The 25,657-nt window shown below is 36.6% G+C and carries 28 protein-coding genes and 1 tRNA gene; 6 read left to right on the forward strand and 23 right to left on the reverse strand.

All coding sequences use genetic code 11. The features are described 5' to 3' along the window. Positions 1–191 precede the first annotated feature (191 nt). The 7 genes from I5M07_RS05645 to I5M07_RS05675 all read right to left on the reverse strand — a co-directional run bounded on the left by I5M07_RS05645 (position 192) and on the right by I5M07_RS05675 (position 5,578). Entirely contained in the window at positions 192–482 is a 291-nt protein-coding gene (locus I5M07_RS05645) for a DUF3861 domain-containing protein (protein WP_200105249.1), read from the reverse strand. Positions 483–551: 69 nt separating this feature from the next. Beyond that, positions 552–1,292 carry an SDR family oxidoreductase gene (locus I5M07_RS05650; RefSeq protein ID WP_200105250.1) on the reverse strand — a complete coding sequence of 247 codons (741 nt, stop codon included), beginning with the start codon at positions 1,290–1,292 and terminating at the stop codon, positions 552–554. Positions 1,293–1,511: 219 nt separating this feature from the next. Continuing rightward, positions 1,512–2,564 carry an ATP-grasp domain-containing protein gene (locus tag I5M07_RS05655; protein ID WP_200105251.1) on the reverse strand — a complete coding sequence of 351 codons (1,053 nt, stop codon included), beginning with the start codon at positions 2,562–2,564 and terminating at the stop codon, positions 1,512–1,514. Between the two features lie 558 nt (positions 2,565–3,122). Continuing rightward, positions 3,123–3,431 (reverse strand): antibiotic biosynthesis monooxygenase family protein, encoded by a 309-nt coding sequence (locus I5M07_RS05660; RefSeq protein ID WP_200105252.1) that lies wholly within the window; start codon positions 3,429–3,431, stop codon positions 3,123–3,125. Positions 3,432–3,849: 418 nt separating this feature from the next. Then, positions 3,850–4,392, reverse strand: a complete 543-nt coding sequence (locus I5M07_RS05665; RefSeq protein ID WP_200105253.1) for a hypothetical protein — start codon at positions 4,390–4,392, stop codon at positions 3,850–3,852. 353 nt (positions 4,393–4,745) lie between these two features. Next, positions 4,746–4,904: a hypothetical protein gene (locus tag I5M07_RS05670; RefSeq protein ID WP_200105254.1), complete on the reverse strand. Its 159-nt coding sequence runs from the start codon at positions 4,902–4,904 to the stop codon at positions 4,746–4,748. Positions 4,905–5,296: 392 nt separating this feature from the next. Continuing rightward, on the reverse strand, positions 5,297–5,578 hold the full coding sequence (locus I5M07_RS05675; RefSeq protein WP_200105255.1) for a type I restriction endonuclease subunit R, EcoR124 family: 282 nt from the start codon (positions 5,576–5,578) through the stop codon (positions 5,297–5,299). A gap of 122 nt (positions 5,579–5,700) precedes the next feature. Here I5M07_RS05675 and I5M07_RS05680 point away from each other — a divergent pair, with 122 nt between their 5' ends. Further along, positions 5,701–7,104 (forward strand): NAD-dependent succinate-semialdehyde dehydrogenase, encoded by a 1,404-nt coding sequence (locus tag I5M07_RS05680; protein WP_200105256.1) that lies wholly within the window; start codon positions 5,701–5,703, stop codon positions 7,102–7,104. A gap of 413 nt (positions 7,105–7,517) precedes the next feature. On the opposite strand, the gene I5M07_RS05685 is transcribed toward I5M07_RS05680, so the two are convergent. Both I5M07_RS05685 and I5M07_RS05690 read right to left on the reverse strand, forming a co-directional pair. Further along, positions 7,518–7,604, reverse strand: a tRNA-Ser gene (locus I5M07_RS05685). Between the two features lie 61 nt (positions 7,605–7,665). Beyond that, positions 7,666–8,544, reverse strand: coding sequence for a LysR substrate-binding domain-containing protein (locus I5M07_RS05690; protein WP_200105257.1), 879 nt, complete (start codon positions 8,542–8,544; stop codon positions 7,666–7,668). 90 nt (positions 8,545–8,634) lie between these two features. On the opposite strand from I5M07_RS05690, the gene I5M07_RS05695 reads away from it, so the two are divergent. Next, a complete protein-coding gene (locus tag I5M07_RS05695; RefSeq protein ID WP_200105258.1) occupies positions 8,635–9,891 on the forward strand; it encodes an MFS transporter in 1,257 nt (418 codons plus the stop codon). Here I5M07_RS05695 and I5M07_RS05700 read toward each other — a convergent pair. From I5M07_RS05700 to I5M07_RS05710, 3 genes are all read right to left on the reverse strand, one after another. After that, positions 9,888–10,925, reverse strand: a complete 1,038-nt coding sequence (locus I5M07_RS05700; protein ID WP_200105259.1) for an asparaginase — start codon at positions 10,923–10,925, stop codon at positions 9,888–9,890. The genes I5M07_RS05695 and I5M07_RS05700 overlap by 4 nt on opposite strands. Further along, positions 10,915–12,051, reverse strand: coding sequence for a 1-acyl-sn-glycerol-3-phosphate acyltransferase (locus tag I5M07_RS05705; RefSeq protein WP_200105260.1), 1,137 nt, complete (start codon positions 12,049–12,051; stop codon positions 10,915–10,917). Before I5M07_RS05705 ends, I5M07_RS05700 begins: the two co-directional genes overlap by 11 nt. Positions 12,052–12,114: 63 nt before the next feature. Then, positions 12,115–12,891: a TatD family hydrolase gene (locus tag I5M07_RS05710; RefSeq protein ID WP_200105765.1), complete on the reverse strand. Its 777-nt coding sequence runs from the start codon at positions 12,889–12,891 to the stop codon at positions 12,115–12,117. An 89-nt stretch (positions 12,892–12,980) separates the two neighbouring features. On the opposite strand from I5M07_RS05710, the gene I5M07_RS05715 reads away from it, so the two are divergent. After that, a complete protein-coding gene (locus I5M07_RS05715; protein WP_200105261.1) occupies positions 12,981–13,418 on the forward strand; it encodes a retropepsin-like aspartic protease in 438 nt (145 codons plus the stop codon). A gap of 97 nt (positions 13,419–13,515) precedes the next feature. On the opposite strand, the gene I5M07_RS05720 is transcribed toward I5M07_RS05715, so the two are convergent. Both I5M07_RS05720 and I5M07_RS05725 read right to left on the reverse strand, forming a co-directional pair. Next, positions 13,516–14,016, reverse strand: a complete 501-nt coding sequence (locus I5M07_RS05720; protein WP_200105262.1) for a DUF6646 family protein — start codon at positions 14,014–14,016, stop codon at positions 13,516–13,518. A 41-nt stretch (positions 14,017–14,057) separates the two neighbouring features. Continuing rightward, entirely contained in the window at positions 14,058–14,783 is a 726-nt protein-coding gene (locus I5M07_RS05725; protein ID WP_200105263.1) for a metallophosphoesterase family protein, read from the reverse strand. Positions 14,784–15,008: 225 nt separating this feature from the next. Here I5M07_RS05725 and I5M07_RS05730 point away from each other — a divergent pair, with 225 nt between their 5' ends. The 3 genes from I5M07_RS05730 (at position 15,009) to dinB (ending at position 16,706) form a co-directional block, all read left to right on the forward strand. Beyond that, on the forward strand, positions 15,009–15,176 hold the full coding sequence (locus I5M07_RS05730) for a hypothetical protein (RefSeq protein WP_200105264.1): 168 nt from the start codon (positions 15,009–15,011) through the stop codon (positions 15,174–15,176). Then, positions 15,166–15,531, forward strand: coding sequence for a type II toxin-antitoxin system VapC family toxin (locus I5M07_RS05735; protein WP_200105265.1), 366 nt, complete (start codon positions 15,166–15,168; stop codon positions 15,529–15,531). Before I5M07_RS05730 ends, I5M07_RS05735 begins: the two co-directional genes overlap by 11 nt. Positions 15,532–15,617: 86 nt before the next feature. Continuing rightward, complete coding sequence (gene dinB, locus I5M07_RS05740) at positions 15,618–16,706, forward strand: DNA polymerase IV (RefSeq protein ID WP_200105266.1); 1,089 nt, start codon at positions 15,618–15,620, stop codon at positions 16,704–16,706. 88 nt (positions 16,707–16,794) lie between these two features. On the opposite strand, the gene I5M07_RS05745 is transcribed toward dinB, so the two are convergent. The 9 genes from I5M07_RS05745 to nuoH all read right to left on the reverse strand — a co-directional run bounded on the left by I5M07_RS05745 (position 16,795) and on the right by nuoH (position 25,656). Further along, entirely contained in the window at positions 16,795–17,562 is a 768-nt protein-coding gene (locus tag I5M07_RS05745; protein WP_200105267.1) for a Bax inhibitor-1/YccA family protein, read from the reverse strand. 135 nt (positions 17,563–17,697) lie between these two features. Beyond that, positions 17,698–18,243: a YfiT family bacillithiol transferase gene (locus I5M07_RS05750; protein ID WP_200105268.1), complete on the reverse strand. Its 546-nt coding sequence runs from the start codon at positions 18,241–18,243 to the stop codon at positions 17,698–17,700. Between the two features lie 90 nt (positions 18,244–18,333). Continuing rightward, a complete protein-coding gene (locus tag I5M07_RS05755; protein ID WP_200105269.1) occupies positions 18,334–19,707 on the reverse strand; it encodes an NADH-quinone oxidoreductase subunit N in 1,374 nt (457 codons plus the stop codon). An 83-nt stretch (positions 19,708–19,790) separates the two neighbouring features. Further along, positions 19,791–21,227 (reverse strand): complex I subunit 4 family protein, encoded by a 1,437-nt coding sequence (locus I5M07_RS05760; RefSeq protein ID WP_200105270.1) that lies wholly within the window; start codon positions 21,225–21,227, stop codon positions 19,791–19,793. Positions 21,228–21,240: 13 nt separating this feature from the next. Further along, complete coding sequence (gene nuoL / locus I5M07_RS05765) at positions 21,241–23,121, reverse strand: NADH-quinone oxidoreductase subunit L (RefSeq protein WP_200105271.1); 1,881 nt, start codon at positions 23,119–23,121, stop codon at positions 21,241–21,243. Between the two features lie 6 nt (positions 23,122–23,127). Next, positions 23,128–23,448 carry an NADH-quinone oxidoreductase subunit NuoK gene (gene nuoK / locus I5M07_RS05770; RefSeq protein ID WP_066312537.1) on the reverse strand — a complete coding sequence of 107 codons (321 nt, stop codon included), beginning with the start codon at positions 23,446–23,448 and terminating at the stop codon, positions 23,128–23,130. Beyond that, positions 23,448–23,960, reverse strand: coding sequence for an NADH-quinone oxidoreductase subunit J family protein (locus tag I5M07_RS05775; protein ID WP_200105272.1), 513 nt, complete (start codon positions 23,958–23,960; stop codon positions 23,448–23,450). Before I5M07_RS05775 ends, nuoK begins: the two co-directional genes overlap by 1 nt. Next, entirely contained in the window at positions 23,960–24,505 is a 546-nt protein-coding gene (locus tag I5M07_RS05780; protein WP_200105273.1) for a NuoI/complex I 23 kDa subunit family protein, read from the reverse strand. Before I5M07_RS05780 ends, I5M07_RS05775 begins: the two co-directional genes overlap by 1 nt. A 98-nt stretch (positions 24,506–24,603) precedes the next feature. Further along, the gene (nuoH, locus tag I5M07_RS05785; RefSeq protein ID WP_200105274.1) at positions 24,604–25,656 is read right to left on the reverse strand and encodes an NADH-quinone oxidoreductase subunit NuoH; all 1,053 of its coding nucleotides are present in this window, start codon (positions 25,654–25,656) and stop codon (positions 24,604–24,606) included. Position 25,657 lies beyond the last annotated feature (1 nt).

Below are 25,657 nucleotides of genomic sequence, written 5' to 3' on the forward strand. Positions count from 1 at the left end.
CACTTATTTTTTCACGCCAATATCTCAAATTAGTAAGATCAGTCTGAAAATCGATATGCAATTTAACCGAAATTCTTTACTGTTTATAGAATTGGTTTTAAAAAATAAGCTAGTTGTTGTAAGCATTAGGCTGTAGGCTTTAAGCTATAGGCCATACGCTTTCGACCTTTGACTTTCGACTTCCGACTTACTTACCTCTTTTTTAATTTCTCCATAAACTTTTTGATTTCGGGTGCGAGTTCTGAAAAAAGTTCGTTGTCTCGGTTTTTGAGCATGACTTCGGTAAACAATTTTAGGCCAATGGCAAATTCTACCGATTGTTGGTCGTTGTTAAAGAGGTTTTTGTCTTTTATCCTGTTGATAATGCTAAAAATTTCGTCGTGATTTTCAAATTCAATTTCAATGGGTGTATCGGTTTTTAAGTCGTCTTTGAGGGTGTGAATTTGTTGTAATCGTAAATGATATTGGTTTGTTTTTTTCATTTTTTACTGTTTTTTATCCTGTATTTACCATGGTTAATCGAGGTGTTTTTTCATTCAGAAAACCCATTTTTACGCCATTCCTCCGTTTACGCCAATATTCTGACCTGTAACCCATTGCGATTCGTCGCTACACAAAAACAAAATAACAGGGATAACATCCTCTACTTCGCCAATTCGGTTAAAGGCCGAGAAACTCGCAATTTTGCTGATTAGTTCTTCCGATTTGCCTTCTAGAAACAATTCGGTATTCATTGGGCCAGCTAGAACCGAATTAACGGTGATATTTTTACTGCCCATTTCTTTTGCAAAAACTTTTGTCATTTGATCTACGGCCGATTTAGTGGCCGAATAAATGGAGTAAGTCGGCATCATTAACCGCACCGTAGAACTAGAAATGTTGATGATTCGGCCGTTTGTTTCTAATTTTTCGGCTGCGGTTTTCATTGTCAAAAAAACGCTTTTTACATTTACCGAAAACTGTGAATCAAAATCTTCTTCGGTAAAATCTTTCAGCAATTTGTTTTTTATGATTCCGGCGTTATTAATTAGAATGTCTACTTTTCCAAAATGGCTGATCGCTTTTTCGAAAAGCAATTCGACCGCAGCACTTTGGCTTACATCGGCCTGAATGGCTAGTCCTTGACCTCCGTTTGAAACGATTTCGGTCACGGTTGCTTCTGCTTCTGCTTTATTTGAATGGTAATTGATTATTACATTCGCTCCGTTTTTGGCTAATTCGATAGCCGTTTTTTTTCCTAAACCTCTGGAAGAGCCTGTTATTATAGCGGTTTTATTTTGCAGCTTTTTCATGATTCCTTTTTTTAGTTTTGTAAAATTACGCAACTTTTTGTTGGCATGTATTTTTTGGCTATAGGCTTTAAGCAATAGGCCGTAGGCTTGGGGTTTACTTCTATATTAATTTAAATATCGGAAAAAGTTTCTTTAATGATGAATCTTAGGGTGGGTTCATGTTCGCTTGGGTGGTCGGTTCAAGGAGGGCAATGCGTGCTTAGCTGTTAGCGGTTGTTTTTATATTTTCCACTTTTGGCCAAGCATATTAAGGACTAAGTCGTCAAAAGTCCAACCAATTTTTCGAGCAGATAAAACCGTTAAACTATCTTGGTTTTGCTTATGTGGGCGGGAAGCACCTGTCATGTTAGGTTTCATATTCAGGTCAAACAAAAAGTATTTTCCCTTTGCGTTGGCTCTACAATCTATTCGAATAGGTGCCTTGGCATTTACTATCTTTGATGCTACTTCACATTGTAGGCAAAGTTGTTGAATTTCTTCCTGCCGTAGTTCGAGGTTTGTTAGCACTTCGCTGTTGTTTACAACAGCCACTTTTCCGTTGAACGGCGCAATTCCGTTTTCATGATTGAAACGCTTAACAGGTGGCAAACTCCAATAGTTGTTTTTTGTGGTAATTTCGCCTCCAATGATGTATTTTCCTGGTGGCATTATAGTTATGGTAACTTCTTGTCCCGACAAAAATTCTTCCACATACAGCGCTTCTCCATAACTGTGAGAATTAAACATATTGTTGAGAATTAATGCTAATTCCTCTTTGTTTTTCACTACGCAAACTCCCTGACTTCCTCTGCCCCGAATGGGTTTTGCCACAACTGGAAAAGGGAAGTCTAATTTGTATTTCATTATATTATCATGGGTAATACTAATCGATTTTGGTATGGGTAAATCGTTTGCTTTTAACAACTTATTTGTCACCCATTTATCGTCATACAAGTCAACGTTTTCTGGAATTTGTCCCACAACCGACATTCCTTTATTAATAAAATCCTCAATCGGGTGACCTTTATATAAAACGGTATTAAGCCAAATAGTAGAAGCACCTTTTTCAATGGCCATTTTTATGCCGTTAGTGGTATCGGGGAAAACCCAATCTAAATCTTGCTCGATTTGAGAATCTTCAACAGGAGTTATAATATTGATGCCCTGCCTTTTTAGAGAATATGCTATATCCGCTCCACTGTCGGAATATCCACCTGGTTTCATTGGTTTAATAATTCCGTTACGTTCGGGTGGGGTTTTTGTCTGATATAGGATTGCTACGTTTTCTTTCATAGATCAATATATTAGACCCATCGTTTATCTGTTAAAGTTTGCGCTAATTTGCAACGACAACAGAGGTTTTGCTAAAATAAGCCCATTATTTTCATTTGCCAATGCGGATAACTATCGCAACAAATACAAAATCAACTTACTATTAAGCCAAGTGCCCAAAATCGTTTTTATTGATTGCACTAAACCTTCGGTCGCTCTTACAATACTTTTAGTTCCTTACGAATATACTTTAAAATTGTAAATTATGGCTACAAATAGCATCTGGAAGAGTTAAGTGAAAGCAATCTAATTATCTAAGCCAAGCGAAAGTCCCTATTGGAACGATGAGAAGTAGAAGACAGTCGAACCACTTGATAGCTTTTATGGCATCTAAAAGCATACCCTCTTATGCTTCCCACACACCATTTTGTTTTCTGAAACAAGCTTTGTGTGGCCGTAGCCGCCTATATAGACATAACTTACTGAATATGAAATAATACAAATTTCATAATTTCTCAAGGAAATTGGTTTTGAAAACTTACGTTGCTATAAGCTAAAGACTATTGCGATGATTGTATCTTATTTTGCTTTGGGTAAATATTCGAACTCCGAAAATGTTTCTCTTACGGGTTTAAAGGCTCCTATTTTTTTTGAAATTTCTGATTTTGAAGCAATTTCGTCCGCGAATTTCTCAAATTTTTCTTTGGAATCCCAAGTAGCGTAATTGACCACTTTTGTTTTATCTTCATTAATTAGAATTTGTGATGCTATAAAACCGGGACAAGAGCTGACTTCTTTTTCAAAAAATTCTTTAATTAGCGAAACTAAGGTTTGAAATTGCTCTTGTTGTATTTCAAAACGGACTATTACGAAATAGGTCTTTTTCATTGGATTGACTCTTTTTTTAAGTTATGGCAAACCATTCTTGCGATTATAAGTGGTTTGCGGTTTAGAAACTGTATTCTAGGTTAAACAAAAATAACGCTAAAAATGTAATTCTACTACATTCGCCCAGGGCGCAAAGCACTATGTTTTCAAAGAAATTCTTGTATCTGTTTGTAGGATGAGATTTCAGTAATTGGATTTTAGATTTGAGCTATATGTATTGCTGTTAGTAAGGACTTCAGCATTTTGAATGTTTAAATTGGACGTTGACTATTACGGTTTTTACGAAATAAAACAAACATGGAAGATTACGAATTATTCTTGTGAACTACGAATTTTTGTTCTTTAAAGCGGGCTTACCACAAATGAAAAAGCCGACTATTACAATAATCGGCTTTAGGGTATTCATAAAAATTATTTGTTAGCGATAAATGTCTTTCGCTTGATTGGCTCTCCAATTTTCTGCTAGGTATTCCGCATCCTCTTCATTTCTCGGATTTACACCTAAAACAACATGGCCTTCTTTGATTCCGTTTTCATAAATTTTTGCTCTGTCTTCAGGGATACCCGAACCGACAAGTGCACCAATAATTCCGCCGGTAATTCCTCCTGCTCCAGCGCCGGCCAAACCAGCTGCTAAAGGACCCGCTACAATAATTCCAAGACCTGGAATAATAACGCTGGTTCCTAAAGCGGCAATAACACCCACTATTGCTCCAATAGTTCCTCCAATTGCAGAACCTGTTCCAGCGCCTTCGGCTGCTTTGGTTCCTAATTCGGAATCGTCATTTTTATCAGAATAATATTTTTCTCTGGTTTCGTCGGACATGATTAAGTTGATATCGTCTTTCGTATAACCTCTTTCAGATAATGAGTTGTATGCTCTTTCTGTGCTATCTCTATCGGCAAACATTCCTGTTAAAAGCGGACGCTTTGTTCCTTCACTGTTGTTTACATTTTCCATCTTTTTTGTATTTTTAATTTATTAATATTCAATTATTTATTACAAATCTAGCGGGTATACACACCTAATCATTTATACAATTATCCTTTTTTATTACATCAGGCATTTTTATATTTTTACTAGTTCGAAGTAGCGAAGGGTTTGTACTCGCTACGCTCAGAATTGTGGGTTTTGATACATTGCTGTAAGTTTAGGCCTTACGCGTTCGAAGGGTAGCTCGTATTAAAATTTATTAATTTAGTATCATGTATTTCGAAAGAGTATAAAAAAACCTGTACCTCAAAGGCACAGGCTCGTGAATTAATAATTTAGAGCTCCAAAAACATTTGGAATTACTTTTAATTATTAAGCTTTTAAGGATTTACCATTGTAGTAGAATCTATTACGGTAGAATCTGCGGGAACCACATACGCAGTATCCGTTTTGGTCATCATATCCTCATCGGTGGTTGAAACGGGTTCCACTGTTTCGTTGTTTTTGCAAGATGCCAAACAACCCACTATTAGTGCCATAATTGCTATTTTTGATTTCATCGATTTCATAACTTTTCTTTTTTTAATTAGTATTTTTCAAAATTACGGTTGGACTCAAATTATATCTTTATACAATTATACTTTTATATTATATATATAACATAAATCAGCAATTTACACTCCTAGTTTTCTTATTTACAGATTCTTACAAACCATAAAGTTAATTTTCAATTTATAGCAATTCTCTCTCGAAAACAGCATCGCTAATGATTCAACTTTGGGTAAGACTCTTTCGGCTTCGAGTTTAAAAGGTCGATTTTGCTAGTAAGTTAATTGTTAAAATTTAGTAGCATAACTTGTGGGAATGGATAACAAATCCGCATTATCGGATTAGGAATAGGGCCTATTACGGTAGTTTTATTTACTTCTTATTAATCATTAAAAAAAATATCGATAAAAGTAAGGAATTTACTTAAAATGTAATCACCGACTTTAGCTCTTTGCAACATTGAAGGTTGGTTTTCTAAAACGTCAACTGCTTCTTGTTTGGTTGGAATGCGTTGGGCGAATAAATAATCTTCGGTTAATTTTTTTAGTTTGTCGGCATTTAACTTTTCATCGACTACAAATTGATTAAAGGCTTTTTGCTGCTCTTCTATCCTAAATGCAGCATAGGCTTCTTCTATTGCAGTATCCTCTTCAAGCAGTGGCAAATTTTATTCGATGAAACGTTCTATTAATTTAACATCCACTAACACAGTATTAACAACCTAATGTGATTTGTTCATTTTACAATGGGTAACTTTATAGTATTACTTAAATAAATAAGATTATTATGGAAAATACAATTAAAGAATCTTCGGTTAAAACGGTCAATCCATTTACAAATAAAACAACTAAGCAATTTGATATCATGGATGATGCTGTTCTGGATACTAAAATTCAAAATGCAGACGACGCATTTAAATTATGGAAAAAAAGTGCCTTTTCTGATAGGAAAAACCTATTGAAAAAAGTGGCCAATATTATGAGAGAAAGAAAGGTTGAATTGGGAGCTTTAGTTACCCTAGAAATGGGTAAATTGCATAAAGATGCTATTGCTGAGGTAGAAATATCAGCCAACATCTTTGATTACTACGCTGATAATGGCGAAAAATTTCTTGCCGATCAACCTCTTGAAACACCTATAGGATCTGCCTTTTTAAGTTACGAACCATTGGGCGTATTATTAAGCGTGCAACCTTGGAATTTTCCCTTTTATCAAATTACAAGATCGGCCGCACCGAATGTGATGGCGGGTAACACCATATTGATGAAACATGCATCGAATGTTCCGCAATGTGCAGAAGAGATGGAAAACATTTTTAAGGAAGCAGGTGCTCCTAAAGGGGTTTACCAAAATCTTTTTATCCCTGGCAAAAAAGCAAGCGAACTTGTAGCCGATAAGAGGATAAAAGCAGTTACCTTAACAGGAAGTGAACCAGCAGGGTCTGCTATAGCGGCAGAGGCAGGGAAATATATTAAAAAATCCACATTAGAACTTGGTGGAAGTGATGCCTTTATTGTTTTAGACGATGCTAATATTCAGGAAGCCGCTACTGCCGCTGTAATAGGAAGAATGTGGAATTCTGGACAAGTTTGTACTTCTCCTAAGAGAATAATTGTTGAGGAAGCAATTGCGGATACTTTCTTAGAAAAAGTTAAGGAGGAATTTAAAAAAATTAAAGCAGGAGATCCGATGGATCCCGAAACTACTCTCGCACCTTTGAGCAGTGAAAAAGCAGTTGAAAATGTTATTAAACAAGTCGAAAAAGCAGCAAAAGAAGGCGCTACTATTGTATTAGGCGGAAAAAGAATTGATCGAGAAGGTGCCTTTATGGAACCTACTTTATTGACTAACATTACACCCGATAATTCTGCCTATAATGAAGAAATATTTGGTCCCGTATTTATGTTTTACCGTGTAAAAAATGAAGAAGAAGCCATTCAACTAGCCAATGCCACTGATTTTGGACTTGGAGGTAGTGTTTTTAGTGGCAACGAAAAAAGAGCTCAAAATGTGGCTAGACAAATTGTAACGGGAATGGTTTACATCAACCACTTAACGGGTATAAGCCCTGAGTTGCCATTTGGAGGAACAAAAGGTTCTGGTTATGGACGAGAACAATCTCCTGCTGGAATTTATGAGTTTGTAAATCCAAAATTGATTAGAACTACCACCACTTCAAATCCGTATTAAGTCAACTACACATTTTAATTACGCATTTACTTTAAATAGGAAGGCTGTCTTTTTTAGGGCAGCCTTTTTCTTTTTAAATTCTGCTATGTTATTCACGAGAAAAAATGCAATGTGGTTTTTACTCTCATATTGATATCCTTTTAATTATACAAATAAGTTATAGTAAGGCTTATCATTTAGCAAGATGTTCATTAAAAAGTAATGCTAGTAACTGGTTTGCAACCCTTGTAAAATCAGTAGCTCAGCACGCATTACATTTAATTTAGCGAGACCCTAATTTGCTACTTTTCTAGGGTCTCGATTTTGCACCTTGAAATTTGACAAAGAATGTTCTTTTTGAAAGTTCCAAAAACCAAAAAACCCCGTAAATCATAAGATTTACGGGGTTTTGGTTCTCTTTGAGATTTTAATTGCAGAGAGGAAGGGATTCGAACCCTCGATGCAGTTACCCACATACAAACTTTCCAGGCTTGCTCCTTCAACCACTCGGACACCTCTCTTTGTTGGGGTGCAAAGAACACAAAAAAAAATCACTTAAAAAAACTATTTAGGCATCATTTTTTAAGTTGCTATCAGATTTCGGAAGGCATCTATAAACAGACCTATGGCTTTTTTTTGGTATTCGTTTTCGATGGTGATAATGTACGATTTGCGTTCGGTCGTTACTCCAGTTAGTTCGATGGCTTGCAGGTTGTCCCAGCCTTTTAGGGCTTTTTCGGTGACAATTGTGGCCCAATTGCTGTTTTCGACCAATTGCAATAAAGCATGTATGGCATTGAGCTCGATTGAAATTTTGGGCTGAATCCCATTTTTACTAAACAAATCATCCAAAAATTCTCTAGAATTGAACCCGTGTGAAGGCAAAATCAACCGCATCTTATGTAATTTTTTAAACGGAAAGGAGCTGTGTTGCGCCAGTTCATTTTTTTTAGAAACTGCCATCACCAGTTTGGAAGTGAAGAGCGGAATTTTATGCATGGTCGTATCCATTTCGTTGTTGGAAATCACCAACACCATGTCCAATTCGTTTTGCAAGAGTTTGTTTTGCAACGGTTCGGTGGCGCCATATTCGACAATCATTTTGAGATTGGGGTATTGCTGAGCAAAAAGTTCAACCACAGGTAAAACAAGCAGCCCAAAAATATAGGTAACACCAATTCGCAATTCGCCACCAATTAAGTCATTCAGGTCGTCTACAGCTTGCACACCTCGTTCTACATTATCCAAAACGCGTCGGGCATGGTCTAAAAAAACGGAGCCTGCTTCGGTAAGTTGTACTTTTTTTCCAATTCGTAAAAAAAGCGGCAAACCCAATTCTTCTTCCAATTTTTTTATCTGCTGCGATAAACCCGATTGCGAGACAAAACAGGCCTCGGCGGCTTGAGTGAAATGCAATACTTCAGCTAATTTTACAAAATAACGCAGTTGAAACAGCTCCATATTAATAAGTTTAAGTAATCATTATAAGTAAAATTAGTAATTTTTTTAATGATTTACAATTTCCGAACTTTGCATCAAAGAAAAAGTATTATGTTTAAAGCCTTACGATCACGCAATTTTAAATTGTTTTTTTATGGACAATCCATTTCCGTTATTGGAACGTGGTTGCAAAAAACCGCAGTAAGTTGGATGGTGTACAGTATTACCGGATCGGTGTTTTTACTCGGACTGGCCACTTTTTTAAGCATGATTCCGAGTTTGTTTTTGGCTCCAATTGCCGGAAGCATTATTGGTCGCTATAACCGTCACAAAAGCATGATGATTTTACAATCGTTGGCCATGTTGCAAGCGGGAGCCTTAGCCCTTTTGATCTATTTAAAAATTTACAACATCAATTTCATCCTGCTTTTATCACTCATTCAAGGTATTATCAATGCTTTTGATATGACCTGTCGCCAAACGATGATGATTGATATTGTAGACGACAAAGCCGATTTACCTAATGCCGTTGCCCTTAACTCAACTTTGACCAATTTTGCTCGAATTGCCGGGCCTGCTTTGGCCGGAATCATTTTGCATCAATATGGCGAAGATGTGTGTTTTATTGGTAATTTTTTGAGTTACATTCCGGTTTTGATTTCCCTTTCGTTAATGCGCATCAAACCTTACGAACCGGTTACTCAAAAACTCAACATGCTACGTGATTTTCATGAAGGTTTTGATTATGTAAAAAAAGAACACGACATGGGAAAAATGCTGTTGATGTTGGCTTGCAGTAGTTTGTTTGTCATTTCTTTTAATACCTTAATGCCTGTTTTTGCCAAAGATATTTTTAGCGGAAATGCCCAAACGTTTAGTTGGTTTGAAAGTGCCGCCGGAATTGGTTGTATCGTTTCGGCTATCTTTTTAGCGAATTTAAAATCGACTGAAAAAATCACCACCATCTTGCTTGGTGCAACGGTTTTAATGGGAATTAGCATTATTGTATTGGCCTTTTCTAAAAGTTTACTGCTGGCTTTATTTTGTATGATGTTGAGCGGAATTGGAATGATGGGACAAACTTCATCGGTTAATATTTACATTCAATCGACTAGTTTGAGCCACATGCGTTCGCGTAGTATCAGTTTTTATATGATGGCCTATCAGGGTATGATTCCGGTTGGGAGTTTGTTAGCGGGTTATGTTTCGCATTTTTGGGGAACCCGTACTACGGTTGCGGTGCAAGGTGTTATTTGTTTGGTTTCGGTAGCGGTTTACTTGTACTACCAACGACAAGAAAATCAGGCAAAAGAAATTCCGTTTTACAAAGAAGGAGCCAATTGCAGCGTACCACATAAAAGTCACTAATCTTCCGAAACTTCCCCTCGGATTGGCGTTTCAAAAACTGTTTTAAAATGGGCAACAGGTTCTTTACAACCCAACAAAAACATCAATTTGGTAACGGCTGCTTCGGTGGTCATGTCTTTACCGGAAATGACTCCAATTTTCTTTAAATCGGTACTGGTTTCGTACTTGCCCATCACCACACTACCACCCGAACATTGGGTAACATTCACGATGTGTATGCCGTTGGAAATGGCTGTTTCGAGTTGTTTTAAAAACCACGGTTGTGTGGGCGCATTGCCTGATCCATAGGTTTCCAAAACTACTCCTTTTAAATCTGGCATTGCAAAAATCGCGCTTAAAAAAGCCGAACTGATTCCTGGAAAAAGCTTTATCACCGCCACTCGATTTTCTAGTTGCGTATGAATTTTAAGGTTTTTGTCGGAGTTATTGTGCGTTAAAAACAAGGATTTGAACACCGTTAAATTCACTCCCGATTCGATTAAATGCGGGTAATTGGTCGAGGCGAACGCATTAAAATGTTCGGCACTGATTTTGGTTGTGCGGTTACCTCGGTACAATTTGTATTCAAAATAAAGTCCCACTTCTTGCATCACCGCTTGCCCGTTTTCTCTTAAAGAGGCTATTTGAATGGCCGTAATTAAATTCTCTTTCGCATCGGTACGCAAGTCGCCAATAGGCAATTGCGAACCGGTTAAAATTACCGGCTTTTGTAAATTTTCAAGCATGAAACTCAGTGCTGACGCCGTATAGGACATGGTATCGGAACCGTGTAAAATCACAAAACCATCAAAACGCTGGTATTCTTTCTCGATGATGCGTACCATCTTTACCCATTCGTCCGGATTCATATCCGATGAGTCGATTGGTTTTTCAAACGATAAGGTTTCAATCTCGCAATCCAATTGCAGCAACTCCGGAATTTGCTTGAGTAATTCGCTAAAATTGAAGGTTTTTAAAGCTCCGGTTTCAAAATCTTTTACCATTCCAATGGTACCACCGGTGTAGAGTAAAAGTATTTTGGATTTAGAGCTCATCAGTATATTTTAATTTATTCACTACCGGGTTCGCATACATGGCCAAAAATCCTTGCACAGCGGTATCGTTTGAAGTATCAATTCGCATTTCCATACGACGTTCAAATAACAAACGCTCTTTTTCTTGGTATTTGTGCGCAAATTTGTTGGTATTGAATTTAATATCGTAGGCAATATAATTGGTCGGCCATAATTGGTAATTTTGGATAATAGAATCGTCAATTACCTGCGCTAAGGCCTGAATTTGTTTGTTTACGTTGTCGTTATCGGCTACAATCGCATCGATTTCGGTATCCAAAACCTTACCGACTTTCATGTGAATTTTTTTCTTAGGTCCCATAATACCACTGATGATATTCATGAAATCTTCGTTTTTATCTTTCACATACACTTCGTTATTGGCTTCGGCCATTAACTGAGGCATTTTCATGGCATCGGTTGGGTCGTACTCATAGGAAATCGAAACGGGAACAATTTTTAATTTTTTGAAGTAATCCATCAAATTAGGTTCATCCGAAGCCATTCCAATCATTTTTAAAACACCTGGATTGGTTTCGTCGTTACCATCTTTAGTTCTTCCTTCGCGTTGGGCAATCCAAACCGAACGGTTTTCATGAAACAATAAATGCCCCATATATTCGGATAATAATTTGGAACTCTGCAACATTTCTCTTGGCGACAATCCTCGTTGTACCAAGAAATTTCGGTTTAACTTGGCCAAAACGTGTAAAAATGGTTTTTTAACCAAATTGTCTCCAATGGCCGAAGCTGTCATGACCAAATTGTGTTCGAACAAACACACATTTAACAAGGTCGTATCCAATAAAATATCGCGGTGGTTTGAAATAAACAAGTAAGCCTCTGCGGGATCTAACTTTTCAAAACCCGAAGTAGTTAGTCCTTCCGAACTTTTTTCGAGTACTTTTTGAATGGTTTGGTAGATGAAATTGCATTGGAAATCGCGAATAGAATGGGTTTTTTTGAGCTGTTCTTTCCATTCCTCCTCAGAGAGTTCAGGAAAAGAAAAGTTCATCATGGCTTTCATCATCGGATGATTAGCAGCGCTTTGTAAAACCGCATTAATTTCTAAATCGTGATAAGGCCTAATGGCATCGTATTTATGCATTATAATACTTCTTTAAAGTGGACAAATGAACAAAAAAAAATCCAAAAAAACGGCATAAACCGATTAAATACCAAAAACAGTTTTTGAATTTTCGGTTGTTACTTGGGCAATTTCGGCTTCGGAAACCCCATAAATTTCGGCTAATTTTGTTACTACTTTGGTTAGGTAACTGCTTTCATTTCGTTTGCCTCTAAAAGGAGCCGGAGCCAGATAAGGTGCATCGGTTTCGAGCACAATTTCTTTCAAATCTATTTGATTTAAAAATTGATCTATTTTTCCGTTTTTAAAGGTAACTACACCACCAATTCCTAATTTCATATTATAGGAAAGCGCTTGTTTTGCCTGCGCTAATGTTCCCGAAAAACAATGAAAAATACCGAATAATTCGGGCGATTTTTCCGACTCTAACACCTCAAAAACTTCGTCAAATGCATCGCGGCAATGAATTACAATTGGTAACTGGTATTGCTTGGCCAATTGAATTTGCGCTCTGAATGCTTTTTGCTGTATGGCTAAAGTGCTTTTATCCCAATACAAATCGATACCAATTTCGCCAATGGCATAAAATTTGCGTTTTTGTAATTCGGATGCTACATGTTGCAATTCAAATTCGTAATTTTCTTTAACATGCGTAGGGTGCAATCCCATCATTAAAAACACATTTTCAGGAAATTCTTTTTCTAACTCATACATGCTTTGTGTGGTTTCGGAATCGATCGCCGGAATAAAAAAACGGTTCACGCCTGCTTTTATAGCTCGTTGAATCATTTCGGTTCGGTCTTCGTTAAACTCACTGCTGTACAAGTGTGTATGGGTATCGGTAATAGAAAAGGGCTTCATCACAATTTGAAAATTTGCTTGCAAAGTTACTATTTTGAAATGGCATCGTCTAGAATTTTTAACTTACATTTGAAAGGCAAACCCCTATTATGAAGAACCTGCATACTATTTTAAAGCAAGAAAAATACAAAAAGATCAAATTTAAAATTATCGCCACGAATCATTTGGTTGTTCGCGTTCGGTTAAATGGCGTTTTGGGTAATTTTATTTTAGACACGGGAGCTTCCAACACTTGCGTGGGTTATGAGGCTATTGAGCGCTTCCATTTAGAGGTAACCGATTCGAAAGACAAGGCTTCGGGAGCCGGTGGTTCGGGCATGGATACACAAATTTCGAGTCAAAATACATTACAAATTGGTCGTTGGATACAAGAATCGTATTTATTGGTTGTTTTTGACATGTCGCATGTCAACGAGGCATTGCGTTTGCATAAAGTAAAAGCCGTTCATGGCATTATTGGTGCCGACGTTTTGCTAGCGGGACAAGGTATTATTGATTATTATAACCATTGTTTGTATTTGAAGTAGAATCGACTTTCCTTACTACTGCTTCATGCAAACTAACATAAAAAAATCCCAAATCTCTCTGTAGAAATTTGGGATTTTTTATGCGATTTTCTTTTTTTTAATTCAAATTAAAAGAGGCGCCCACTGCAAAGGTAAATTGGTTGTTAAGGTATTTTGGTCCGTAAGGATCGTTATCATAACGTGCAATCGGAAAACCAATTTCGCTAAACAAACCAAAACCATCCGTAAAGAAATAACGTGCTCCCACATGACCACCAAAATTTCTCAAGCCTAAGCTCAATCCCGGATACAAATCAAACGCATCCGAAATGTTTAAAACCGAACTTAAATTAGCGTTTACTCGTACTTTGGCGTCAAAACGATCACCAAAATCGGGTTTTTCTCCAAAATAATCATCAGCACCTAACAAATAATTTGCCACAAAACCGAAGGAGAAATTCTCGCCTAAACCAAAATCGGCAGAACCCTGAATTCCAGAACCTCCATCTTGAATATTAGCTCCAATGTTGATTTTTTTATCCCCTTTTCCCGAAAAAGCCGTTTGGGCGTACGTAAAACTTGTAGCCAAAACGAGCAATAAAGTAGTTAATTTTTTCATTATTTAATTTTTGTTATGGCTGCAAAAGTAGGTTTTTTATTCTAATTCCGACCCCTTTCATTCGGATACAATTCGTTTAAAGGATCACTTTGCCAAAATTCTTTTGTATCAACATCCATAATAGTTAGTGGGCCTTTAAAGGCTGCACCCGTATCAACATTCCACACGCAAGCTTTGTTGACCGGCACCGTTTGGTTGATACGCGAAACAGGCGTATGCCCAATGTAAACCTCAGGATATAAGGTTAATCGTTTTGGATAAAATGGATCGCTAGGCAACATACTCGGTTCTAGTGCCAAGGCGGTTTCCCAAAGCGTTCGGTCCCAATAAAACAATTTTGAAAAATATTCATAATTCACTCCGTTCATATTGGTAAAACCAGCATGTACAAACAACCTATTTTTGTCATCTAAATAATAATCTTCTAGCGACTCTAAAAACCGAATGTGTATGTTTTTGTGGGTTTGATTTAGTTTTTCGTAAGCCAAAACGGTAGCTTCGCCCCCATGATCGTACCATTGCGCATTATCTTTACCGTCTTTCATCCATTGCAACAACAACTCATCGTGATTGCCTCGGATGCAAATGCATTTTTGTATGGTTTGCAATTCGATTAATTTGTCTAACACTTGCGGCGACTGACTCCAACCGTCTACATAATCGCCCAAAAAAATCAAAGTATCTTTAGTGGTAACTGCTGCTCTTTGAAGCGCTTGCTCTAATGCCAATAGCCCTCCGTGAATGTCGCCTATAACCAATGTTCTCATTTTGTAAATTTAGAGGTGCTTTTTACAAAAATAAAAGAAAAAGTGTAAGTCACACTTCTTTACTAGTGTTTTCTAAACATTTTGGCATTTAAAATTTGGATCATGCGCTGTTTTTAAATGCACTTTTGCTGAAGTCTTAAAATTACTTGTTAGGGAATTGTAAGCAAAAATCCATTCCATACAGGTATCAAAAGATTTCGTATATTTGATACAAAAGATTTCGTTATGACAGTTGTTATTGATCAAACAAACATGAAAAATACGGCAAAAATCCTTAGCGACAAATTAAAAAAGTCCGCTAAAAAAGGCAATCTTACCAAACATTTTGGGAAACTTAAACGAAATATTGACGGTCTGACCTATCAAATTTCGATTCGAGCAAATGAAGATTGATTTTATTGCCGATACTAATTTTCTTATTTATCTTCATGAAGGAAATAAAATTATAGCGCCTTTTTTGGAGTACAATTTTGGCATGTCTTTTATTTCCGAAATTGAATTATTGGGATTTCCTGGAATTACTTCATCAGACGAAATCAAACTGCAGCAACTAATACAGGATTGTTTTTTAATCGAATTAAATGCTTCTATAAAAGAGCAAACCATCCAACTCAAGCGAAAATATAGCATTAAACTTCCCGATGCGTTCATTGCAGCAACCTCGATACTCTATAATATTCCTTTGGTCACTGCCGATAAAGGATATTCTAAAATTGAAGAATTGGATCTAATTCTAATTGAATTTTAATCACTCTTTATCAGATTGTTTATTCAGCTTCAGAATTTTTTTTTTTCAATTTACCAAGTTAAGTCGTATCGTTTTACATTTGCATTATGAATGAGTCTGTTACTTTCCGCAAAATTATTCATATTGACATGGATGCTTTTTATGCATCGGTAGAGCAAATGGACAATCCCGAATTACGCGGAAAACCCATTGCCGTGGGCGGATCTGAGGCACGTGGTGTTGTGGCTGCCGCGAGTTATGAAGCTCGAAAATTTGGCGTAAGAAGCGCGTTATCGGGTGTAAAGGCCAAACGAAATTGTCCCGATTTGATTTTTGTTCGACCGCGTTTTGATCGCTACAAAGAAATTTCAAAAAAAATTCACCGTATTTTTCATGATTACACCGATTTGATCGAGCCGTTATCTTTAGACGAAGCCTATTTGGATGTTACCCAAAACAAAAAAGGAAACCCCAGTGCCAGTTTATTGGCGCAAGAAATTCGGGATCGCATTTTTACCGAAATTGGACTCACAGCTTCGGCAGGAATTTCGGTCAATAAATTCGTTGCCAAAATAGCTTCGGATTACCACAAACCCAACGGCCAAAAAACAGTAGGGCCCGAAGAAGTGATTCCGTTTTTAGAAGCATTACCGATACGTAAATTTTATGGCGTAGGAAAAGTAACCACCGAAAAAATGTATCAACTGGGCATTTTTACCGGTGCTGATTTAAAATTGAAGTCGGAAGAATTTCTAGAAAAACACTTTGGCAAATCCGGCCGCTATTATTACCATGTTGTCCGAGGCATTCACAATAGCGAAGTAAAGTCGCAACGCATAGCCAAATCGGTTGCTGCCGAGCATACTTTTGAAAGCAATCTGTCGTCGGAAATCTTCATGTTGGAGCAATTGGAAAAGATAGCACAACAATTGGAAAAACGCTTACAACGTCATAAAGTAGCCGGAAAAACAGTTACTTTAAAAATCAAATACAGTGATTTTAGTTTGCAAACCCGAAGTAAAACCTTGCCTTATTTTGTAGCTGATAAAAGTTTGATTCTGGAAACGGTAAAAGAACTTTTGTACCAAGAGCGCATGAAGGATTCGGTGCGTTTATTAGGTATAAGCCTTTCGAATCTCAATACCGATTCGGAACGAAAAAAAGCAGTCGCAGTGCAGTTGAAGTTTAATTTTTAAGAGGCGAGAAGTGAAGAGTAAAATTTGAAAAGTATGCGTATAAAAAAACCTCCAAAAGAGGAGGTTCAATTTTATCATTATAACGAAATTAATCTCTGCTTGCTAATTTGGATAATAAGCGCAAAAACTCAATGTATAACCAAACTAAGGTAACCATGAGTCCCATAGCGCCATACCACTCCATGAATTTAGGCATGCGTTGTTGCACTCCTTTTTCGATTTGGTCAAAGTCCAAAAACAAATTAAGAGCTGCTACAATAATCACGAACACGCTAATTCCGATACTTGCCATCGAATTCCCGTAATGTACTGGCGTGTAGCTCGTAAATAAAGAAAACAACCACGAAATTAAATAATACGTAGCAATGGCCAATGTAGCTGCTATTACAACCGATTTAAATTGTTCATTTACTTTTACAATTTGGTATTTGTACAAGCCCAAACAAACCATAAAGGTAACCAAAGTACAACCCACGGCTTGCAAGACAATTCCAGGATACATGGCTTCAAAAATGGCCGAAATGCCACCTATGAATAAGCCTTCAAACAAGGCATAACCAGGTGCTAAATAGCCCGAATATTGTGGTTTAAACGCCGAAACTATTACTAAAATTAATCCCATAATAGCTCCCCCAATTGCTGGTAATAGAATATTCATTCCGTTAAAAGCCATCCACCATGTTACCATAGCGGCCGCTGTTAAAATCAAGAATAACAAAATACTTTTGTTAATGGTTCCCGACAATGACATTTCTTGGTCATAGTCTATTATTTGAGCATGATGCACTTTTTCACCAACAGCATTTTTAGAAAAACGCTTGTTACTTAAAAAGGGGTTTTTTGATTTAAATTCCATGTTTTTTGTTTTTTTGTGATTCAAATATAGAAATTTTTATCTAAAGCTGTGATTTGCGTATTAAGATTTAAGGCGATACTTTTTTTATGGAAGTATTGCAAGCAAGCCATAAGAGTTGTTATCATGAATTCATTATTACTTCCACTTTTTTCTTTTTTTGAGTTCCGTTATGTGTGCCAAATGATGGGCGCTATGCCATGCATATTTGCCTATGATCTCTTTAATAGCATACTGATTGTTGTCTTCTGGATGAATAAATGCTCTTTCTAAATCTTTTTCAGTGAAGTTTTTCATCAAATAAACGATTCTTTGATGCAGCCCTTTTAGTAACTGAATTGAAGGAGCTATAGGCAATGTACAATCATCCTCAAGAGCCGCCCAATTGGCTTCGTTGTAAGCTTTAATAACGGGAGTGTTTTCTGTCAAAGTCCATTTTAATCTGATGAAGCAATTCATGTGGCTTTCTGCACAATGATGAACAACTTGCCTAATCGTCCAGCCGTCGGGTCTATAAGGTGTATCTAATTGTTCAGCTGTTAATAGCGCCGTTTCTTTTTCTAGTAAATCCGGAAATTCAGCGAGGCTATTAATTTTATTTTCAAGATAGGAGCTAGTATATGCTTCGGGAGCTATAAATATTCCAATGGGATATTTTAAAGTATACAGGGAATCATTTTCCATATTTTTTGAATTTTGTCCAGATTTCAATTTTAAAGATATAAAAAAACCGCCTTCAATGGTGTTGAGGCGGTTTCGTAAAATTTATACTTATTATTTTATAATATCCAAAACCAAAGAAGGATTTAATCCTAAAATAATGTTCAAAAGAATTGAAACAATAGCCACACCGTAAATTAAAATTGGGGTTGACGTTCTTTTTTCGTTAGGTTCTTTGGTGTACATTGCTAAAATTAATTTGAAATAATAGCCCACACTAATAATTGAATTGACAATTGCTACAATAACCAAAGCCATATAACCGGCCTCGATGGTTTGATTAAACAAAAATAATTTTGCAAAGAAACCTGAGAAAATTGGAATACCGGCCATAGATAACATCGCGGCTGTTAAGACCCCAGCCAATAGTGGATTTGTTTTTCCTAAACCGTGGAAATTGGTAATATCTTCATTGTATGGGGTATTTTTACAAACATATAAAATCACACTAAAAGCAGCGATTCCAGATAAACCGTAAGCGGTAGCGTAATACAATAACGTTCCTCCTGAAGTTGGAATTGTCAACAAAGTCATAATCATAAATCCAGCGTGGGAGATTCCTGAGTAAGCCAACATTCGTTTTACATTGACTTGGCGGAGTGCCATAATATTACCCACTGTCATGGAAGCCATAGAAATGATAACGATGATTAATTTGAAGTTGTCCGATAAATCGGCATTTAAAATTTGCAGTAATTTAAACAGAGTGGCAATAGCGACTACTTTTGCCAATGTACTCATTAAAGCGGTGGTTAAAGCTGGTGAACCCTCGTAAACATCGGGAGCCCAAAAATGAAAAGGAACAGCCGCTACTTTAAAAAACATTCCCACGGTTAGCAATACAATTCCGATTGGAAACCAAATAGGTAACTCAGCCGACTGCGATAATTCGCTAATGTCGATTACATCAAAACTTCCCATTGCGCCGTAAATCAAGCAAATTCCGAATAAAATAATACCCGATGCAAAAGACCCCATCAAAAAGTATTTCATACCCGCTTCGTTACTTTTAATATTCAAACGATCGCTTGCTGCTAAAATATATAAAGAAATAGACAACACTTCGATTCCTAAAAAGAACATTGCTAAATTACCAAAGGACACCATGGCCACAGCTCCTGCCAAAAGAAAAATCTTGATCGCAACAAAGTCGGAAATTTTAGTTTGGTGGTTTTCGTAAAAGTTAAAACTTAAGGCCACTAAAAAAATGGTCAACACGATAAACAATGCGGAAAATCCCAAAGAATATTGCGAAGTTGCAATCATGTTATTGTAATAACTTTGTGCAGTACCCATTTCTGAAATGGTTAATCCTAAAACCCCTAACAATCCCAGAATACTCACAGGAATGATGGCTTTTCTTAAATTAACAATTTCAAATACAAGGCATAAAACCCCTAATCCGATGATGGCAATTAATGTATTCATTTTTTCTTAAGATTTAGAAAATAGGTTTTACGTACTTTCTAATGGCTATTTTTTTACTTTTTTTTCTGTGAAATTCCCAACTACTATTGGTGAATTATTTGTAAAATTGATTCTAAACTAGGTGTAATCAAATCATTAATTGGTTTTGGATACCATCCAAAAAACAATAAAATGACAATGATTGCTACTAACGAAACTCCTTCAACTGTCGTAATATCTCTAAAAACATTGCTGTTTTTTGGACCTAACATGACATTTTGAAACATTTTCAACATATAATATGCTCCTAAAATTATGGTCGTTCCACCTAAAACGGCGTACCAAATATTAATTTGAGATAAACTGTATAAAACGGTAAACTCGCCCACAAAGTTAAATGTTGATGGCAATGCTACTGAGGCCAATACTAAAATTAAAAACATAGAAGTAAATTTTGGCGCCTGTATACGAATTCCGCCTAAATCGGCAATATTGCGCGTTTCGTATCTTCTAAAAATAATTTCGGCAGCCAAAAACAATCCTACTACCACAAATCCGTGGGCAATCATTTGCAAAACAGCACCACGAAAACCATCCAAATTTAAGGAATAAGCCGCTGCTGCAATTAGTCCCACGTGCGCCAATGACGAGTAGGCTAATAATTTTTTCAAATCTTTCTGATTTAAGGCGACAATAGAACCGTAAATAACACCCGCAATTCCTAAAGCAATTACAATAGGCATGTATTCTTTTGCCGCATCAGGAGCCAAAGGCAATTGCCAACGCAATACGCTATACAATCCCATTTTTAACATGATACCCGATAAAAGCATGGTTCCTACAGTAGGTGCTTTTTGGTATACATTGGCTTGCCAAGTATGAAAAGGAATCAATGGAATTTTAATGGCATACGCTAAGAAGAAAGCACCAAAAATCCATGTTTGTTCTTCATTTGATAATTGAAGTTGGTACAAGTCCGTAATTAAAAACGATCCTGCTTTGCTATACAAATACACAAAAGCCACTAACATAAATAAAGAACCCGCTAAGGTTACAATGAAAAATTTCACAACGGCTTTTTTGCGTTCTTCGGTATCTCCATTACCCCAAATTAAAGCAATGAAATAGATTGGTATTAAGGCTAATTCCCAGAAAATATAGTATACTAATCCATCGGCGGCCAAAAATGTTCCCACCATTGCAAAGGCCATGAACAATACTAGCGCATAAAAACTTTTGGCATTTTCGAATTTATTTTCAAAAGAAGATAAAATAATGATAGGCACTAGAGCGGTAGTTAACAACACCATTGCTAAGGCCAAACCATCGGCTTGTAGCGAAAATACAATTTGTGGTTGTGCAATCCAAGGACAGCTATAATTGATGTTTTCGCCTAATTGAAAATGATTTAAAATAATAATTGATCCTACTAAGGCGGCCAAACTAAATAACAAAGCTACTTTTGAAGCCCATTTATTACCAACCACAAAGGTTGAAAAAGCACCAAGCAAAAGGATAATTAATATAAGAGAAACGTTCATAGTTGTGGAATTATTAAACTAAAAATAAATAAGAAACAATCATACAAAGACCGATTACAAAAACAAACACATACAAACCGATGCTTCCGTTTTGAATCTTTTTTCCTTGGTATGCAATTTCTTCGACAATGGCACCAAATCCGAAGAAAACTTCTGATAAATTGGTTTCGATATTGTTTTTGAAAAACTTAGAAATCGCATTGGTTGTTTTTACAAACAGACTGTCATACAGTTCATCAATATAATATTTATGATATAATACTTTGGTAAAACCCTCTTGCTGATCGTCTCTTGCAGGTAATTCTTTACGTTTGATGTATTTGATATAGGCAATGGTAATTCCAACAATTCCTCCTAAAACAGCCAAGGCCATTAACGAATATTCTAAAGAACCCAAATGGTGTGCTTCATGCTCCGCTTTTCCGAATAAAGGTGCTAAATAATGATTCAGCCAACTGTTACCAGGTAAACTAATTAGACCTCCAAAGGTAGCTAAAAGACCCAAGACAATAAGTGGAAAAGTGATTAAAGCAGGGCTTTCATGTAAATGCTGTTTTTGCTCTTCGGTACCTCTAAAATCATTAAAGAAAGTCAAAAACAATAGTCGGAACATATAAAAAGCCGTCAAAACCGAGGCTACAGAAGCCACTATCCACAATACTTTATTTTGTTGAAAAGCCACTAATAAAATTTCATCTTTTGAGAAAAATCCAGAAAACAATGGAATTCCTGAAATGGCCAGCGACGAAACTAAAAATGTAGCGAAGGTAATGGGCATTACTTTTCCCAAACCACCCATGTTTCGCATGTCTTGTTCACCATGTAACGCGTGAATTACCGAACCAGATCCTAAGAACAAACACGCCTTAAAGAAAGCATGTGTGATTACGTGAAAAACAGCTACTTCGTAAGCTCCTAAACCAAGTGCAATGAACATGAAACCCAATTGTGAAACGGTAGAATAGGCCAATACTTTTTTAATATCATTTTGCACCAAACCAATTGTAGCTGCAAAAATAGCCGTTGCACCACCGATTAGGGCAATAATTTGCTGCACATCGGGCGTTAAGTCGAAAACAAAATTCAAACGGGTAATCATGAAAATTCCCGCTGTTACCATTGTTGCTGCGTGAATTAAAGCCGAAACAGGCGTAGGACCTGCCATTGCATCGGGTAACCACGTGTATAATGGAATTTGAGCCGATTTTCCACAAGCTCCAATAAAAAGGCATAAGGCCGCAATTGATAATAAAGGTAAGTTCAAGTCTGTAGCAGATGCGATTGCCGTTTTTAAGGTGGCGTAATCTAAAGTCGAAAACATCGTTCCGATAATAAAGATTCCGATTAACAAACCTAAATCACCAATACGGTTCATAATGAACGCTTTTTTGGCCGCATCGTTATACTCTTGGTTTTGGTACCAAAATCCGATTAAAAGGTAGGAACACAATCCAACACCTTCCCAACCGATGAACAACACCAATAAATTGCTTCCTAAAACCAAAGTAATCATAAAGAATACAAACAGATTTAGATAGGCGAAATATTTATGCATGTTCTCGTCATCGTGCATATAACTAATGGAATAGAGGTGAATTAACGACCCGATTCCTGTTACGAACAACAACCACAAGACCGATAATTGATCGAGTAAAAATCCTAAATCAACTTTGAATGTACTGATTTGAATCCAATCAAAAAGGGAAATTTGAATGGGTTGCGGATTTTGATTGATTTGAAGAAAAAACATAATAGTAGCCACAAAAGATACTACTACAGCAAGTGTACCGATGCTTCCGGAAACGGTTTTCCCTAGTTTTTTCCCGAAGAAAACATTCAGTAAAAATCCCGAAAGGGGTGCTAAAACTAAGAGTAAAGCTAAGTTGGTATTCATGGCCAATTATCCTTTTAAATTTTTTAAATTATCGATACTAATCGAACCTAAATTTCTAAATATCGAAACTAAAATTGCCAATCCTACTGCAACTTCAGCAGCCGCTACGGCCATCGAAAAGAAAACAAATACTTGTCCTTGTGCATCTTGATGATAGGTTGAAAAAGCGACAAATAATAAATTTACTGCATTCAACATAATTTCGATTGACATAAAAACAATGATGGCGTTACGACGGTACAACACTCCAAAAATGCCTACGCAAAAAAGCACAACACTTAAAAAAATGTAGTTTTCGATGCCAATATGATTTAAAACGTTTTCCATTATTTTTTCAATTTTTCTTTTTTAGACAATAACACCGTTCCGATCATGGCCACCAAAAGCAAAATAGACGCAAATTCAAACGGAACCATGTATTCGTTTAATAAAATTTTCCCTAAAACATTGATGGATTGAAAGTCTTCTCCCGTGGCATCGTATTCGCCAACGATTGGTTTTGAATTGATGAAAATTGCAATTAACACCACACAAACTAGTACAAAGGACACGATTGCTCCCAAACGAGTTATACGAGGACGGTGTACTTCGTGTCTTTCGTTAAGATTCATCAACATGATAGTAAAGAGAAACAAAATCATGATAGCTCCCGAATACACGATGATGTGAACCACGGCTAAAAATTGCGAATTCAATAAAAAGTAATGCCCTGCTATCGAAAAGAAACAGATAACTAAATAAATTGCACTGTGAATGGGATTGCGACTAAAAATAGTTAAAAATGCGGTCAATACAGTAATGAACGCTAATACACAAAAAGTTATAAGTATTCCTGACATTAATTGGCGTTTTTAAGTTGAGCATTTTTCATTGCCATTTCTAAAGGCATCACTAAACGATCTTTACCGAAAATAAAATCTTCACGATCATAATTAGAAGGCACTAATTCTTTTGAAATCGTTAAATAAATGGCGTCTTTTGGGCAAGCTTCTTCGCACAGACCACAAAAAATACAACGCAACATGTTGATTTCGTAAATAGACGCGTATTTCTCTTCGCGGTACAAGTGTTTTTCATCAGGTTTGCGCTCTTCGGCTTTCATCGTAATAGCTTCAGCTGGGCACGATAACGCACACAATCCACAGGCAGTACAGTTTTCGCGACCTTGCTCATCGCGTTTCAACATATGTTGACCACGGTATACAACACTACGCTCCCGAACCTGTTCTGGGTAATGAATCGTTACTTTTCGTTTAAATAAATGCTGCAACGTAATCCACAATCCCTTTACTATCGCAACTAAATAAAGGCGTTCCCAAAAAGTCATCTCTTTGTTAGAGACTACTTTTTTTCTTCCCGATAATGATATCGTTTCTATACTCATTTGTACTTTATAATTTTCAATTTGAAAGTCAATCTCAAATTTATTTTATTTTTTATTTTGAATCCCGAAATGCTCGATACTCTGTTTTAATCTCTTTTTTAAAATCCTAAAAAAGCAGCAATATCAGCTCTTAAAATTACAATTCCGGTAACCACAATATTGATAATGGACAACGGAATTAAAATTTTCCAACCCAAATTCATCAATTGGTCGTAACGAAATCTTGGAATTGTCCAACGCACCCACATGTAAAAAAAGATGAAAAAGCACAGTTTTACAAACAAAGCTAACATACCTAATATATTGGCCGTATTTACTCCCACATTGTCTACCATCCATTGCATACCTGGATAATTGTATCCTCCGAAGAACAATACCGAAATAAGGGTAGCCGAGATGAACATATTCGCATATTCTGCAAATAAATAGAATCCCATTTTCATGGATGAATATTCGGTGTGATAACCCCCGATTAATTCCGATTCACATTCAGGTAAATCGAATGGCGTACGGTTGGTTTCGGCAAAGGCACAAATTAAGAATATCAAAAACGATAATGGTTGGTAAAAAACATTCCAATTTAATCCTGCTTGTTGTGCCGCAATTTCTTTAAGAGATAAAGTACCGGTCATCATCAACAAAGCAATCATGGACAATCCCATTGCAATTTCATACGAAACCATTTGCGAAGCAGCACGAACCGCCCCCATCAAAGAGAACTTATTATTTGAAGCCCAACCCCCAATCATGATTCCGTACACCCCTACTGACACTACGCCAAAAAAGTACAACAAACCAATATTAATATCGGTTGCTTGCAAGTAAATTTCGCGTCCAAACAAATGTAAGCGATCTCCCCACGGAATAACTGCACTGGTCATTAAAGCCGTACTCATTGCGATTCCGGGTCCTACAATAAAAAGGAATTTATTGGGTGTATTGGGAAAAAATTCCTCCTTAGAAAATAATTTTAAACCGTCGGCTAAAGGTTGTAATAAACCACCCCATCCGGCACGGTTTGGCCCTACACGATCTTGTAAAAAGGCAGCCACTTTACGTTCAGCCCATGTAGAATACATTGCCATTAACATGGTTAAAGCAAAAACAGCTACAATTACAACACTTTTTTCAATGATAAAAGTACTTTCCATT

Origin of the sequence: Flavobacterium agrisoli, from assembly GCF_016522065.1 — a bacterium.
GTDB classification, from domain to species: domain Bacteria; phylum Bacteroidota; class Bacteroidia; order Flavobacteriales; family Flavobacteriaceae; genus Flavobacterium; species Flavobacterium agrisoli.

Coding starts and splice junctions, on each gene's coding strand:
- I5M07_RS05725 (WP_200105263.1), bottom strand. CDS start 14,783: ATGAGAACATTGGTTATAGGCGACATTCACGGAGGGCTATTGGCATTA.
- I5M07_RS05735 (WP_200105265.1), top strand. CDS start 15,166: ATGAAGATTGATTTTATTGCCGATACTAATTTTCTTATTTATCTTCAT.
- I5M07_RS05775 (WP_200105272.1), bottom strand. CDS start 23,960: ATGTCAGGAATACTTATAACTTTTTGTGTATTAGCGTTCATTACTGTA.
- I5M07_RS05705 (WP_200105260.1), bottom strand. CDS start 12,051: ATGCATAAATACGATGCCATTAGGCCTTATCACGATTTAGAAATTAAT.
- I5M07_RS05670 (WP_200105254.1), bottom strand. CDS start 4,904: ATGGCACTAATAGTGGGTTGTTTGGCATCTTGCAAAAACAACGAAACA.
- dinB (WP_200105266.1), top strand. CDS start 15,618: ATGAATGAGTCTGTTACTTTCCGCAAAATTATTCATATTGACATGGAT.
- I5M07_RS05695 (WP_200105258.1), top strand. CDS start 8,635: ATGTTTAAAGCCTTACGATCACGCAATTTTAAATTGTTTTTTTATGGA.
- nuoL (WP_200105271.1), bottom strand. CDS start 23,121: ATGAATACCAACTTAGCTTTACTCTTAGTTTTAGCACCCCTTTCGGGA.
- I5M07_RS05745 (WP_200105267.1), bottom strand. CDS start 17,562: ATGGAATTTAAATCAAAAAACCCCTTTTTAAGTAACAAGCGTTTTTCT.
- nuoH (WP_200105274.1), bottom strand. CDS start 25,656: ATGGAAAGTACTTTTATCATTGAAAAAAGTGTTGTAATTGTAGCTGTT.
- I5M07_RS05755 (WP_200105269.1), bottom strand. CDS start 19,707: ATGAATACATTAATTGCCATCATCGGATTAGGGGTTTTATGCCTTGTA.
- I5M07_RS05715 (WP_200105261.1), top strand. CDS start 12,981: ATGAAGAACCTGCATACTATTTTAAAGCAAGAAAAATACAAAAAGATC.
- I5M07_RS05660 (WP_200105252.1), bottom strand. CDS start 3,431: ATGAAAAAGACCTATTTCGTAATAGTCCGTTTTGAAATACAACAAGAG.
- nuoK (WP_066312537.1), bottom strand. CDS start 23,448: ATGGAAAACGTTTTAAATCATATTGGCATCGAAAACTACATTTTTTTA.
- I5M07_RS05690 (WP_200105257.1), bottom strand. CDS start 8,544: ATGGAGCTGTTTCAACTGCGTTATTTTGTAAAATTAGCTGAAGTATTG.
- I5M07_RS05720 (WP_200105262.1), bottom strand. CDS start 14,016: ATGAAAAAATTAACTACTTTATTGCTCGTTTTGGCTACAAGTTTTACG.
- I5M07_RS05650 (WP_200105250.1), bottom strand. CDS start 1,292: ATGAAAAAGCTGCAAAATAAAACCGCTATAATAACAGGCTCTTCCAGA.
- I5M07_RS05665 (WP_200105253.1), bottom strand. CDS start 4,392: ATGGAAAATGTAAACAACAGTGAAGGAACAAAGCGTCCGCTTTTAACA.
- I5M07_RS05710 (WP_200105765.1), bottom strand. CDS start 12,891: ATGAAGCCCTTTTCTATTACCGATACCCATACACACTTGTACAGCAGT.
- I5M07_RS05700 (WP_200105259.1), bottom strand. CDS start 10,925: ATGAGCTCTAAATCCAAAATACTTTTACTCTACACCGGTGGTACCATT.
- I5M07_RS05780 (WP_200105273.1), bottom strand. CDS start 24,505: ATGAGTATAGAAACGATATCATTATCGGGAAGAAAAAAAGTAGTCTCT.
- I5M07_RS05730 (WP_200105264.1), top strand. CDS start 15,009: ATGACAGTTGTTATTGATCAAACAAACATGAAAAATACGGCAAAAATC.
- I5M07_RS05750 (WP_200105268.1), bottom strand. CDS start 18,243: ATGGAAAATGATTCCCTGTATACTTTAAAATATCCCATTGGAATATTT.
- I5M07_RS05645 (WP_200105249.1), bottom strand. CDS start 482: ATGAAAAAAACAAACCAATATCATTTACGATTACAACAAATTCACACC.
- I5M07_RS05760 (WP_200105270.1), bottom strand. CDS start 21,227: ATGAACGTTTCTCTTATATTAATTATCCTTTTGCTTGGTGCTTTTTCA.
- I5M07_RS05655 (WP_200105251.1), bottom strand. CDS start 2,564: ATGAAAGAAAACGTAGCAATCCTATATCAGACAAAAACCCCACCCGAA.
- I5M07_RS05680 (WP_200105256.1), top strand. CDS start 5,701: ATGGAAAATACAATTAAAGAATCTTCGGTTAAAACGGTCAATCCATTT.